Origin of the sequence: Ferrimonas gelatinilytica (genome assembly GCF_039544205.1) — a bacterium.
GTDB classification, from domain to species: Bacteria; Pseudomonadota; Gammaproteobacteria; order Enterobacterales; family Shewanellaceae; genus Ferrimonas; species Ferrimonas gelatinilytica.
Genome location: NZ_BAABLF010000005.1, coordinates 360,507 through 374,190 on the forward strand (window position 1 = coordinate 360,507; position 13,684 = coordinate 374,190).

Here is a 13,684-nt window from a genome sequence, read left to right on the forward strand (position 1 = left end):
GCCCTCAGGATCAGAAGCGCCCCGGCCCGCTTAACGACCTCTTTGCGCGTATAGTCGGCAAGGGATCGGCGATGGCCGTCGCAGTTTAAGCGGCGTAATGGTCGATTTCGGTACAAAATGAAGGGATGTCAGGCCTCTGCGTCCGGCCGTGCTTGCTGCCAACCGAACCAGCGAGATAAAATCGCGCCCTTGTTTTACAGGAAGGCTGTTATGACCGTCGAACAGGACAAAATTTTCTCCAAGCCGTTAGATCAGATTGGCGATTTTCGCTTCGATGACACCGTGGCGTCGGTGTTTCCTGACATGATCTCCCGCTCCATCCCCGGTTATGGCGAAATTCTTCAGACCCTCTCCAAGCTGGCACGCAAGGCGGTGACGGCGGACAGCCAGGTGTATGACCTCGGCTGCTCCCTCGGGGCCGCGACCCTGGCGATGCGGCGCGGGATCCGAGAAACCGGGGTGAAGATCATCGCGGTCGATAACTCCGAGGCGATGATCAACCGCGCCCAGTCCCACCTGCAGGCTTACGTCAGCGATGTGCCGGTGGAACTGGTTTGCGCCGATATCCGCGATGTGGCCATCGAGCACGCCTCCATGGTGGTGCTCAACTTTACCCTGCAGTTCCTCGCTCCCGAGGACAGGGACCGTCTCGTCACCAAGGTCTATCGAGGCATGTGTCCTGGAGGCTTACTGGTGGTCTCAGAGAAGCTGGTCTTTGCCCAGCCCCAGACCCATCGCCTTATGGACGACCTGCACCTGGATTTTAAGCGGGCCAACGGCTATTCGGAGCTGGAGATCAGCCAGAAACGGACCGCACTGGAGAATGTGATGCGTCCGGATACCCTGGAGCAGCATCAGGCGCGCTTTGCCAAGGCGGGCTTTCGCGAGTCCAGCCTCTGGTTCCAATGTTATAACTTTGCCTCCATGGTGGCGATCAAGTAATGGATTTCAGTGATTTTTTTAAGCGCATCGCCGGCAGCCGACTCAACCACTGGCTGGAAACGGCCCCCGGTCAACTGGCCGAGTGGCGCAAATACCACCGCAATGGTCAGTTCCCCAAGTGGGAAAAGGTGCTGGCAAAACTGCCCGGCGCCAAACCCGATTACCAGGATATCCAGACCCGGGTCGCGTTTGGTCAGCCCGAAGAACTCAGCCCCGGCGAGCAGAAAAAACTCCACAACCTGCTGATGTGCTTAAGCCCTTGGCGAAAAGGGCCGTTTCATCTTTACGGGATCCATATCGATACCGAATGGCGCAGTGACTGGAAGTGGGATCGCCTGCTACCCCACATCAGCCCACTTAAGCACCGCACTGTGCTGGATGTGGGCTGTGGCAGTGGCTACCACATGTGGCGGATGCTCGGCGAGGGCGCCGAACTGGTGATCGGCGTGGATCCGTCGGACCTGTTCCTGGCGCAGTTCGAAGCGGTACGCAAGATTGCCGGGGGAGCGGAAGATATCCACCTGTTACCACTGGGAATCCAGCAGCTGCCCGCCCTGCATGCGTTCGATACGGTTTTCTCAATGGGGGTCCTCTACCACCGGCGCAGTCCCATCGATCACCTGTTACAGCTGCAGGACCAACTCAAACCCGGCGGTGAATTAGTGCTGGAAACCTTGGTAATTGAAGGAGATGCGAATCAAGTCCTTGTGCCTGAGGAGCGATATGGGAAAATGAACAATGTCTGGTACCTGCCTTCCTCTGCGGCGCTGTTACTTTGGCTGCGTAAATGCGGCTTCGAAAACGCCCGTGTGGTCGATGAGGCGGATACCACGCTCGATGAGCAGCGGCGCACCGACTGGATGACCAACGAATCCCTGAGCGACTACCTGGACCCAGAAGATCCGGGCCGTACTGTCGAAGGCTATCCCGCGCCCAAACGCGCTATTATCATTGCAAATAAAGCTGGCTAAACCACTTAAGGATTTTCTGCCGATGAGATCTCACATCCTGATCGCCGTTACCATGATTAGCCTGCTGGGCGGCTGTGCCCAGAAGCCAGAGCCCGCCACCCAAGCCCAGCTGACCAACGTTATGGAGCAACAAAAAGCACAGATTGCGCAGTTGCTCAATCAACGCTGTGCCGAGGAGTTTCAGTTGGATGCCGCCGAGCAGGCGTATCAGACCCAGGTGATCGAACAGTTGACCGGCGTCAATACCGCCATGGCGGCCTTAGTCGCCAGCAGCCAGCGCCCCCCCGTCGAGTGCCCGGAGGTCAAACCCGATCCCCTGGGGGAGAAGATGGTGCTGGGTGAAGTGGAGCATGTGTATGTCCAGGAGGTCGGCCGTGCCTTCGATGCCCGGGTCGACACCGGCGCGGTCAGCTCCTCCATCTCTGCGCAAAACATTCAAGCCTTTGAGCGTGACGGTAAGGAGTGGGTGCGCTTCGAAATCCCGCGAAACGGCGAGCCTCAGGCCGACGAAAAGGATGAGAAAACGCCCGAAGCCAACACCGTAGAGGCGCGCATCGCCCGCTACGTTAATATCAAGCGTGCCTCCGCCGAAGGAACGGAGCGCCGCCCGGTTATTTTGGCCCGGTTGAAGGTCGGCGATTACGTGGCGGAAACCGAGCTCAACCTGACCGACCGCAGTCACATGGAGTATCCCCTGCTACTCGGCCGCAAGTTTTTCAAGGACATTGCCGTGGTGGATGTCAGCCGCAGTTACATTCTGTCCGACTCAAACAGCCAATAAAAGGAATCCCCAGTGTCGCGTAAGCCATTTTACCTGTTCGTGTTCCTGCTGATTGCAGGCGGCATCGGCATCAATGCCTACCGCCATAAGGTGGACAGCATCCCCTTCCTGCCCGGCAGCGTTCAGACCACCTGGACCGTAGAGGCCCGGGTAACCTTTAACGCCAACGGACCGGTGGAAGCGTCACTGGCACTGCCCTCGGACCCGGCCTTTACCCTACTCTCCGAGTCAGCGGCCTCCCCGGGCTACGGACTGTCGATGGCGCGCAGTAACGGCGACCGCCGGGCCCAGTGGACGGTGCGGGATGCCCAGGGCAACCAGGAGCTGTATTACACCGCAAACCTGGTGCCCACCGGCGATCTGGCACTGGAAGACGAGATGGCAACGACCACCAAGCGGGATCTCGTATGGGACGAAGGGCTGGATACCGCCGCCAAGGCGGTGATCGATCAGGCCTGGGAACTCAGTGCCTCCAATCGCTCCTTTGCCCAGCAGTTGGCCAAGATAGTCGCCAATCCACAGCAACAGCAGAATGTTGCCCTGCTGCTGGCGCGTTATGAGCCGGCCAAGCTACTGTCTCGCCTGCTTCAGAGTGCCGGCGTTCGCGCCAATATCGTATTGGCGCTGAAGCTGGAGGATGGCCGCCGTCGCCAGAGCCTTCGGCCCTGGGTGGAGGTGATGGACGGTGGTCAGGGCTACCTGTTTGATCCTGTCACCGGCAAGGAGGGACGAGAGGACAACATCCTGCTTTGGCAGCGTCACGGCCACTCGGTGCTGGAGCTGACCGGCGGCAGCAACTCCAACGTCACCTTCTCCATCATCAAAGACACCCGCTCGGCCTTGGCCACTGCCATCGACATGATGTCCGGTGATGGGCGTGGCATGTCGCTCTATAACCTTCCCCTGGAGGAGCAGTCCCTGCTTCGAGGACTTTTCCTGATCCCTATTGGCGTCCTGGTCGTGGTCTTCCTGCGCGTCCTGATCGGCGTAAAAACCTCGGGAACCTTTATGCCGGTGCTTATCGCGCTGGCGTTCATCCAGACGAAGCTGGCCACAGGCTTGATCGGCTTCTTGCTGATCGTCGCCTTCGGCCTGGTCATTCGATCCTATCTTTCCAACCTCAACCTGTTGCTGATATCCCGGATCTCGGCGGTGGTGATCGTGGTATTGGGGATCATCGCCGGCTTTACCCTGCTGGCCTTCAATCTGGGGCTAACCGAGGGTCTGACCATCACCTTCTTCCCGATGATCATTCTCGCCTGGACCATTGAGCGGATGTCTATCCTCTGGGAGGAGGAGGGACCCAAGGAGGTGATGATCCAGGGGGGCGGCAGCCTGCTGGTGGCCACCATCACCTACCTGGCCATGGACAACGAACTGGTTCGCCACTGGGCATTCAATTTCCTGGGTATCCACCTGATCGTCCTCGCCCTAGTCCTGGTGATGGGTCAATACACCGGATACCGGCTGCTGGAACTGCGGCGCTTCCGTCCACTGGCCGAGGATAAGTGATGATATTTTGCGATCCTCGGCGACTGCGCCAGCGCGGCATTATGGGGATGAACCAACGTAACATCTCCTACATCGGCCGCTACAACCCCCGTTCGCTCTACAAGCGGGTGGATGACAAGCTGATCACCAAGAAGATGGCCCTGGAAGCGCACATCAGCACACCGGATCTGATCTCGGTGATCACTGAGCAGCATGAGGTCGCCGAACTCACAGAGCGACTCGCAGGACAGACCGGCTTCTGTATCAAGCCTGCTCAAGGCTCCGGGGGCAAAGGGATCCTGGTGGTGACTAAAGTGGAGAATGGACGCTACTTCAAACCCTCCGGGGACGAGGTGACCCTGACTGACATGGAGCGCCACTGCTCCAACATCCTGGCGGGGCTGTTCAGCCTCGGTGGCAAGAACGACGTGGCAGTGATCGAGGCACTTATTCGCTTCGATTCGGTATTCGAGGGGATCTCCTACGAAGGTGTACCGGACATCCGTCTTATCGTGTTCAAGGGGTTCCCGATTATGGGAATGCTTCGCTGCTCGACCCACGCCTCGGACGGCAAAGCAAACCTGCACCAGGGCGCGGTAGGGATCGGCGTCGATATCGCCACCGGCAAAGCCCTGCGCGCAGTACAGTACGATGAACCTGTGCAGACTCATCCGGACACCGGCAAGGATCTGTTCGAGGTACAGGTGCCCCATTGGGACAGACTGCTGGAGCTGGCTTCCGGCTGTTACGAGATGTGCGGCCTGGGCTACTTGGGCACCGACATGGTGCTGGACTCAGAGCGGGGGCCTCTGCTGCTTGAACTCAACGCGCGTCCAGGATTGGCGATCCAGATCGCCAACAATCAGGGCCTGCTGCCGCGACTGCAGAAGATTGAAGCCCTGGGCGAAGAGCGCTTCGAGGTCAAAGATAGAATCGCCATGGCCAAAGAGTGGTTTGGCAGCGGCCGCTAACCGGCCCCATGAACCAGAACCGGCGCCCATCTGGGCGCCGGTTGTTTTTTAGCCCAACCCTAAGGGGATTCAGGGTACTGAAATTGGGGCATTCCCGCGGGAACCATCACTCCTCGCACTTTCTTACTTAGGCGCCAAACAGCGCATCCACTTTAGCTTTCGCTTCCGCCATCCCAGCATCGGCATTCCCCGCCATTCCTTGGGCCGCGACCACCTCAACCTCTTCGATGCCGATGAAGTTGAGCAACTGCCGCAGGTAAGGTGCCTGATGGTCCATGGACGCCCCCTCCTCGTAACGCCCGCCCCGGCTCAACAGCAACACGGCGTGCTTTCTTGGCAGCAAACCCTCGGGCCCGTTGCTGCCGTAGCGGAAGGTCACGCCGACCCGGCAGATATGGTCAAACCAGGCCTTGAGCGGCGTTGGGATGGAGAAGTTATACATCGGAGCGGCGATCACCAGATCGTCCGCCGCCTTGAGCTCCTCGATCAGGCTATCAGACAGGGTAAGTTGCACCCGCTGGGCTTCGCTACGCTCATCAGCCGGCGTATAAAACGCCGCGAAGGTGGCTTCATCCAGGTGTGGCGGCGGGTTCGCACCCAGATCCCGATGCAACACCCGGCCATCAGGATTCACCCTGCGCCATTGCGCTTCGTACTGTTGCGCCAGGGTGCGGCTATGACTGTGCGCCAAGCTGGCACTGGCATTGATGATAAGTAGGGTTCTCATAACGGGCTCCTTCGCTCTGACTAAACTCGAGAATACTTGCATCGAGACGAAAGAAAACCCCATAATTTCGCTCATTCCTTTCTAACAAATGAGACGCTTATGTATCGGCCCCACACGACGCTTGAGCAATGGCGGATCCTGCAGGCTGTGGTCGATCACGGCGGCTATGCCCGGGCCGCCGTCGCCCTAAACAAGAGCCAATCCTCCCTCAATCATGCGGTGGCCAAGCTGCAACAACTGCTCGGCGTTACCCTGCTGGAGGTGAAGGGACGCAAGGCAGAGCTCACGCCCCAGGGACGGGTGATGCTAAGGCGTTCCCGGTCCTTAACGGCGGAGATAGAGCAGTTGGAGCTGCTGGCAAACAATCTGGAGCAGGGCTGGGAGCCGGAGATCACTCTATCTCGTGAGATCCTCTACCCCACCGATGCCCTCTACCGGGCGATGAGTCACTTCTATCCCGAGAGCCGGGGTACCCGGCTAACAGTGATCGACAACGTCCTCTCAGGCACCCTAGACGCCATCAGCGGGAAACGCTGTGATATCGCGATTACCGCGCAATCGCTGCCAGGACATAGAGGGCGCCCCCTCGGCACGGTGATGATGCTTCTGGTGTGTCACCGGGATCACCCCCTGAGCAAGGAGGCGGTGATCGATGAAGCCCGGCTGACCAAGGAGCTGCAGATCGTGATCCGGGATACCGGCTCCCAGGCAGACAAAGATCTGGGCTGGCTGAAAGCGGAGCAGCGCTGGACCTTCTCGAATTTCCATGAGGCGCTGGCGATCCTGCAACGGGGAGTTGGCTTCTGCTGGGTTCCGCAACACCTGGCGCAACCAGCGTTACAGGAGGGGTCCCTGGTCCATCTCCATCAAGCCCAGATGCACAGCACCGAGTTGCCCCTCTCGATGGTGTTCCCCAGCCCGGATACCCTGGGGCCCGCGGCCCGGCGATTTGCCGAATTGATAGAGAGTTACTGTCCGGCCCAACAGCGTTCATAGGTGCGGTTATCCGTCGTTAGCTATTAACAAATAAACAGTTTTTATCTCAGGTAACGGTGCAAGGGTGGGTTGAAATGTGGTACTGATCGTCGCTGTTTTAATTTAACGCTAACAACTCTAAGGAATAAGGAGCGCAAGGATGACCTGGCTTACGGATCTCATCAGTGCCATCAATGGCGTCGTCTGGGGCGTACCCATGCTGGTGCTGATCCTCGGCGTCGGCCTCTATCTCACCCTAGGGCTGGGATTCATGCCGCTGCGCAAGCTGGGCACCGGTTTTCGCTTATTGTGGCAGGGGCGAGAAGAAAAACAGGGAGACCAAGGCGACATCAGTGCCTTCAATGCCCTGATGACCTCCCTCTCCGCGACCATAGGCACCGGCAACATCGCCGGGGTGGCAACCGCCGTCGCCCTGGGGGGCCCCGGCGCCCTGTTCTGGATGTGGTGCACGGCCTTGGTGGGGATGGCAACCAAGTACGCGGAGGCGGTATGTGCAGTCAAGTACCGCGAAACCGATGCCAACGGCGAATTTGTTGGCGGCCCCATGTACTACATCAAGAACGGACTGGGGCCCAAGTGGGGCTGGCTGGCCACGGCGTTCGCATTCTTTGGCGCCGTAGCCGGTTTCGGTATCGGTAACGGTACCCAATCCAACTCAGTGGCTCACGCGCTGGAGAGCAACTTTCAGATCGATCCCCTGCTCACCGGCATCGTGCTGATGTTGGCGGTGGGTGCTGTCCTGATGGGCGGGATCAAGCGCATTGCCGTTGTCGCCGGTAAACTGGTACCCCTGATGGCCCTGTTCTATATCGCCGGCGGTTTGGTGATCCTGGCGCTGAACTTCAGCGCCATCCCGGCGGCGCTGGAGCTGGTGATCGTCAGCGCCTTCACGCCGGTAGCGGCGCAAGGTGGCTTCGCTGGGGCCGCGGTCTGGGCGGCCATTCGCTTCGGGGTGGCCCGAGGGGTGTTCTCCAACGAGGCCGGCCTGGGATCTGCACCCATCGCCCATGCCTCAGCCAAAACCAACAACCCGGTCCGCCAGGGCCTGATCGCCATGCTCGGTACCTTTATCGACACCCTGATCGTCTGCTCCATCACCGGCCTTGCGATCATCCTGACCGGCGTCTGGGACAGCGGCGAAAGTGGCGCCGCCCTCACCACCGCGGCCTTTGGCAGCGCCATTCCCTACGGCCACCTGGTGGTGTCACTCTCCCTGGTGATCTTCGCCTTTACCACCATCCTGGGCTGGAGCGTCTATTGTGAACGCTGCGTACAGTACCTGCTGGGGAGTTGGGCGGTGAAACCCTTCCGGTTGCTCTTTACCTTGGCCGTGCCCCTGGGTGCCGTGGCCAAACTGGATTTTATCTGGCTGCTGGCAGACACCCTCAATGCGATGATGGCGATCCCCAACCTGATCGCCCTGGTGCTGCTCAGTCCGGTGGTGTTTCGTCTGACCCGGGCCTACTTTGCCAAACCTGAAACTCTGGCAGAGGTGACATCGGTGAAGACACCCCGGTAATCGCACTCGGTGGAGGCTGCGACCTCCCCCAGTGTCTCCGACGGAGGTTGGGCCCGAGCCTCTTTGCCCACCGTTCAGAGGCCGGATGTGGCCGATTTCAATGAGGAGTGGAGTGTGCTGTTTTCGCCAATAACCCTCACAGACTCCCTACGGCACCTAGCCCCCTTGAAGTGGGTGGCGACCGCCCTACTCCTTCTGCTCGGTGGCTGCAGTTCGACGCCGTCCACTCAAAGCGGGGGCGAACGTAGCCCTCTGGTTGCACTTCTCGCCCCCAGCAACGCCACGCCCCTAGTTCCCCTGGCCGCCGGCATCGAGCCACCCCAGGCGGTGACCCTGCTCTGGGTCGCGCCCCCCGCCGCCCTTCACACCCCTATTGGCGCTGAGGAGCGCACTTCACTCCCAACAGCTCATCGGGTGCTCAACCTGATCGCCCCTGTGTTCGCCCACTCCCCCCTGATCCATCGGGTGCAGCTGATTGAGGAGCACGTCAGCGTCGGCCCAGTGCAGCCCGCATCCACGCACTCCCCCTACCACACGGCCCTGCCAAAACTGGATGACCAGAACGGTCGCTGGCTGGCCCTTGTCACGGTGGATCTCGTCTCTCATGGCCCCTACCAGACCCTTACCGGCATGCAATCCCTGCCCAAGGACAGCCTGGAGTACCGCGCGGAACTGGCGCTGTTTGACTATCCACGGGGACAACTCTTGATCTGGGCACAGGGACGCTCGGCTTGCACCGGGCTCCACTCCGATTCAGCGGTTTCCACGCCAGCGCCAGGCTGCAGCGTCACCATGACACTTCAGGATCTTGCCCGTGGGCTGGCACTGGAGCTTGACCGCATGCCACAGCGGATGATGCAGGAGAAAATTGTGGAGGCGCCGCTTCGGGCCCGGCTGGAAAGTGGTGCCCTAGCCAACCTGCTCCTGTTGCTTGTGATGTTGACGCTCTGGCGACGCCAGAACGTCACTGACCCTCAGGCGCCTCGCTGAAAGCCCTTGGGAAGCTGGCGTGAAAGCCGGCCGCGCCGGCAATGCGGCACAAACCGTTCCTGGCTGCGCTCCCCCGCCAGAAGCCGGTCAGTGCGGTACCCCTCAATGTCGTAAAAGCATGGTAGGTCAGTCTTCTACCCAGATTGCTTCGTTTTGGCTTTATGTGCCGACCTCCAGATCACGGGTGTTGGTTCGCCATTTTCTCCCAAACGACTCGGCCACATTGGCCCAACGCTGAAGTTGCATCCTGGCAACAGCAATGGCATTGTCTTGCGCTGTCGGGGGGCTTTGTTCCCCGCTCAATGGCGCAGCAGGGATGCATGCCAGCAGGAAGATTCAACCATACTGAAGATGTAATCCCCTTTAAGAGGTGATGATGCGAGGCTCCCTATTTGCCCTGTGTGCCCTGGCTTTGCCGGTGGCGGCACTTGAACTGCTGCTGTCCCACTCCCCCGAACGTGCGCCCGCCCTGCCACTGGACGGCCAAAGCGTCGAAGGGGAGATCTACGTCTTCGTGGATCCCCCCCATGAGATCGCGCAGATCGACTTCTCTCTCGACGGTCACCCATTGACGACAGAGGAATACCCCCCTTTTGACCTTCAGGGTACAGATAACCAGGGTAATGCCCTGCCCTTTGCCACCGAGAGCCTGGAGGAGGGGCATCATACCCTCACTGCCCAGATCGCACTGGTTGACGGCCATGAAGTGCAACTGAGCGCCGATTTTCGGGTTACCAACGTCCCTGCCAGCCTCTACCTGTCGGAGCCCAGCGTGGTGATCGCCACAGATCCCGAGACCCCAATGACCGAGGAGGTGACGCTGACGGAGTCCACCGGCGAGAGCCTTCCCTTTACACTGGATTATTTTGCCGATTGGCTGGTGGTCAACATCACCGAAGGGGAGACACCACAGGTGCTCGAACTGACCGCGGACCCGACCGGCCTGGTACCGGGGTTATACGACACCCAGGTCTACATCGACGTACCCGGCTACGATGCCCTGATGTTGGAGGTCACCATGACCGTGGGCGACAGCTAAGCCCAGAACCGTTCAAGGTCGCCCCACCGGGAAGCGACCGGGCCCCCTCCCTGCATTGCCCGGCGCTGGGTAAAAACGACAACTAATCTTACTGCTTACCCAGTTGTCCGTTGTATGGGGATCCCCGCCATGTGCCGTCGCCTTCTCCTGCTCTGTCTGCTGTTTGCCGCTCCCCTCTTCGCCAGCGAGCTGATGGTCTCAAGCCAGCCCGACCGATCCAACGCCGTGCCGCTTCAAAACCAGATCCTCGAAGGCCAGCGCTTTATCTTCTACCCCGATGAGGCCGGCTTGCAGCAGGTCAGATTCTTTCTCAACGGCACTTTCGAGAAGGAGGAGAATCGGGCCCCCTGGGATCTCGGTGGCACAGACAGTGACAGCGCCCGCTCGGCGCTGGCGTTTGATACTGGTGATCTTGCCGAGGGCAGCCAGGAACTGGAGGCCCGGCTACGTTTTGACGACGGCAGCACCAGCTCGGTGTTCGCCACCTTCCAGGTACAAAGTGACACCACCCCAATTTTGCTGGCCGACCCCGGTGCTATTGACGTTGCCCTGATGCCGGAGCAGACCACCACCACATCGCTTCAACTCAGCACCAGCGATGGTCAGGCAACCCCACTGATCCTGACCGAGAACAGCCCCTGGCTTTCGCTCAGTTCTTACTCCGGTGTCTCCCCTCTAACGCTCGAGGCTGGGCTCGACGGAAGAGGACTGGAACCTGGGACCTATAGCAGCAACATCGCGGTGAACGCCGACGGTTACCCGCCACTGACGCTGCCGGTAACCCTAAGGATCGGTGATGTCTCTGGCGATGACGCGCCGCAACTGCACCTGGCCTGGGATCGCGGTGCCGATGGCCTGACCGTCGTCTGGTTCAGCCCAGACCCTGCTACGCCAACCCAGCTGCAACTGCGAGCCGCGGGCCAAAGCCAGTGGCTGAACCTTCAGGGCCAACCAAGGCACAGCAACGACGATGGGATCTACCACCAGGTCGGTGCTGACAATCTCACCGCCTCCACCCGCTACGAGTTCCGCCTGCTGCTGGCCCCACAAAGGTGGAGTCGCATCTACACCACCCTGAGTCCGCCCGAACCCGGCAGTGCGTGGGAGGCGGCCTTCGTCGCCGACACCGGCCTGATTGGACGGGAGGATGGCCTGGCCACCGGCACCGCTGCGGTGATCGGGGCGCTCGCCAACCAGCCACCGGACCTTCTGTTGCTCGGCGGCGACTACGCCTACTACGACACCGACAAACGCTACGGGACCCTGGAGCGGACCATCGATGCCTGGTTTAACCAGATGGCCCCCCTCGCGGAAGTGGCGATGATGCCGGCCTGGGGTAACCATGAGATCCGGCTCGGCGAAGGGTTTGCCCCCTGGGCCGCCCGCTTTCCCCTTCCCGCTGGTTATGACGAAGGACGCATGTACGCCTTCGACGTCGGTGATGTTCACTTTATCTCCGTCTACGCCTTCCACGAGAAGGAGTCGATGCCCCAGTCCGCCGTCGACTGGCTCAGCGATCACCTGGATGCCATCGCCGGCCGTGAGTACCGCTGGGTGATCCCCTTCATGCATGTCGCCCCCTTCTCCGACGGCACAAACCACCCCTCCGCCCATCTTATTCGGGCCCAGCTCGGGCCCCTGTTCGAAAAGCATGGGATCCGCCTGGTGCTCACTGCTCACGACCAGAATTACGAGCGGACCTGGCCACTGGTGGACGTACCTGAGAGTAACCAGCCCACCAGTGAGCGGCTTGACTGCTACGGCCCCGCAGACGGCACCATCTATATGAAGATCAGCCCCGGGGGAAAACGCAGCAACATCAACGGTGATTTCTCCCAGTGGCGCACGGTACCGGCCCCAAGCTGGACCGCGTTTCGCAACAACGATGCTCATCACTTCGCTCGCCTGGCCTTTACCGCCGCGGGCGAGCTCAACGTCAAAGTGTACGGTATCGACGGCGATCAGCCACTCAGGCAGATCGACAGTTTCTCCCTAAGAGCGGGCTGCGGCGGCGCCATCAGCGCAGTGCCTGCGAGCCTGAGCTTTAACCTGGCCCCCGGCGAGTCCGCCACCCAAACTCTGCAACTCTCGTTGACCGAGGGCAGCGGCGACCTCAGGGTTGACACCGACCAGCCCTGGCTCAGGGTCGCGCCGGCCCAGGGCCCCAGCCCCTTGGTCACTGACGTGGAGGTGGATACTCAGGGGATGGCACCGGGTAACTATCAGGGTCAGCTTAGGGTCGAGTCCAGCGAGGAGCTCAGTCGCACCCTGGGGGTAAACCTGTCACTGTTCGACGATCAATACCGCGTCCTCATCGCCGACAATCCTGAGCGTGCGAGCCCGATCCTGATGGAGGACGCCAGAGTATCCGGCGAGATCTTCGCCTTTATCGATCCCCCGACCGGCCTGGACCAGGTCAATTTCCTGATTGATGGCGTCCAACAGCAACAGGAGAATCGCGCCCCCTGGGACCTGGGCGGCACGGCTGGCGATGGCAGTGCTCAACCCTTTGACACGGCTTTCTTAAGTGACGGTCTCCATACCCTCACCGCGCGCCTGATCCTTGCCGATGGCGGTGAAATGGAGCAGATATTGGGCTTCACCGTAGCCAACGAGATCCGCGACGGTGCCCCGGTGTTCACCCCAGCGCAGCTTCAGATCCCCTTAACCCTGCCCGAGGTTAGTGCCGAGTTGAACGTATCGGTCAGCGCGAGCCCGAGCAGCACCGTCACCCTTGAAACTCCGACCCCCTGGCTATCCGTGGCGCCCGGCAGCGGCCAGACCCCGCTGGCCGCCACCGTTACCGTGGACGCCAGTGGCCTCACAAGCGGCAACTACCAGGGGCTGGTGCGCGCCAGCAACGCAGTGGGCAGTGATGAGCTACCGGTTACCCTGGTCCTCACGGAGGCGGGCAGCGCCACACCGCTCTGGTGGTCCACCCGTGCGGATCGCAGCGCCCCGATAGCGCTCGAAGGGTCAAGTGTCGAAGGCATTGGCTACGTTTTCGTAGCGGATGATGGCCTGATCCGACGAGTTCGCTTCTACATCGATGGCATCGAGGTACAGACGGAGAACAATGCCCCCTGGGATCTCGGGGGCACGGCCAATGACAGCAATCGAAATGCACTGCCCTTTGACTTTGCCACCCTGGGTGCGGGGTCACACTGGGTGGAAGCGCGAATCGAAAGACCCGCGGGTGAGGAGCGAACCGGGGCGACCTTCACGGTGACGCCCTGAGGCAGTGCCCGGGCCCGGCG

The 13,684-nt window shown here is 60.6% G+C and carries 11 protein-coding genes; 10 read left to right on the plus strand and 1 reads right to left on the minus strand.

What is annotated here, in order from left to right:
- Positions 1–210: 210 nt before the first annotated feature.
- From cmoA to ABD997_RS04010, 5 genes are read left to right on the plus strand one after another with little or no spacing between them, the layout of a single operon-like run.
- Positions 211–942, plus strand: coding sequence for a carboxy-S-adenosyl-L-methionine synthase CmoA (gene cmoA / locus ABD997_RS03990; RefSeq protein ID WP_345315720.1), 732 nt, complete (start codon positions 211–213; stop codon positions 940–942).
- Positions 942–1,913 carry a tRNA 5-methoxyuridine(34)/uridine 5-oxyacetic acid(34) synthase CmoB gene (gene cmoB / locus ABD997_RS03995; protein ID WP_345315721.1) on the plus strand — a complete coding sequence of 324 codons (972 nt, stop codon included), beginning with the start codon at positions 942–944 and terminating at the stop codon, positions 1,911–1,913. Before cmoA ends, cmoB begins: the two co-directional genes overlap by 1 nt.
- Positions 1,914–1,935: 22 nt before the next feature.
- A complete protein-coding gene (locus tag ABD997_RS04000; RefSeq protein ID WP_345315722.1) occupies positions 1,936–2,694 on the plus strand; it encodes an ATP-dependent zinc protease family protein in 759 nt (252 codons plus the stop codon).
- Between the two features lie 12 nt (positions 2,695–2,706).
- A complete protein-coding gene (locus ABD997_RS04005; RefSeq protein ID WP_345315723.1) occupies positions 2,707–4,206 on the plus strand; it encodes an inactive transglutaminase family protein in 1,500 nt (499 codons plus the stop codon).
- Entirely contained in the window at positions 4,206–5,156 is a 951-nt protein-coding gene (locus tag ABD997_RS04010) for an alpha-L-glutamate ligase-like protein (protein WP_345315724.1), read from the plus strand. The genes ABD997_RS04005 and ABD997_RS04010 overlap by 1 nt, the downstream gene beginning before the upstream one ends.
- 127 nt (positions 5,157–5,283) lie before the next feature.
- Here ABD997_RS04010 and ABD997_RS04015 read toward each other — a convergent pair whose 3' ends face one another.
- Positions 5,284–5,883 (minus strand): FMN-dependent NADH-azoreductase, encoded by a 600-nt coding sequence (locus ABD997_RS04015; RefSeq protein WP_345315725.1) that lies wholly within the window; start codon positions 5,881–5,883, stop codon positions 5,284–5,286.
- 99 nt (positions 5,884–5,982) lie between these two features.
- On the opposite strand from ABD997_RS04015, the gene ABD997_RS04020 reads away from it, so the two are divergent.
- The 5 genes from ABD997_RS04020 to ABD997_RS04040 all read left to right on the plus strand — a co-directional run bounded on the left by ABD997_RS04020 (position 5,983) and on the right by ABD997_RS04040 (position 13,664).
- Positions 5,983–6,879 (plus strand): LysR family transcriptional regulator, encoded by an 897-nt coding sequence (locus tag ABD997_RS04020; RefSeq protein ID WP_345315726.1) that lies wholly within the window; start codon positions 5,983–5,985, stop codon positions 6,877–6,879.
- A 139-nt stretch (positions 6,880–7,018) separates the two neighbouring features.
- Positions 7,019–8,398, plus strand: a complete 1,380-nt coding sequence (locus ABD997_RS04025) for an alanine/glycine:cation symporter family protein (protein ID WP_345315727.1) — start codon at positions 7,019–7,021, stop codon at positions 8,396–8,398.
- Positions 8,399–8,485: 87 nt separating this feature from the next.
- Positions 8,486–9,388, plus strand: coding sequence for a hypothetical protein (locus tag ABD997_RS04030; RefSeq protein ID WP_345315728.1), 903 nt, complete (start codon positions 8,486–8,488; stop codon positions 9,386–9,388).
- A gap of 376 nt (positions 9,389–9,764) precedes the next feature.
- Complete coding sequence (locus ABD997_RS04035; protein ID WP_345315729.1) at positions 9,765–10,427, plus strand: hypothetical protein; 663 nt, start codon at positions 9,765–9,767, stop codon at positions 10,425–10,427.
- A 129-nt stretch (positions 10,428–10,556) separates the two neighbouring features.
- Entirely contained in the window at positions 10,557–13,664 is a 3,108-nt protein-coding gene (locus ABD997_RS04040) for a purple acid phosphatase family protein (protein WP_345315730.1), read from the plus strand.
- The last annotated feature ends 20 nt before the right edge of the window (positions 13,665–13,684 follow it).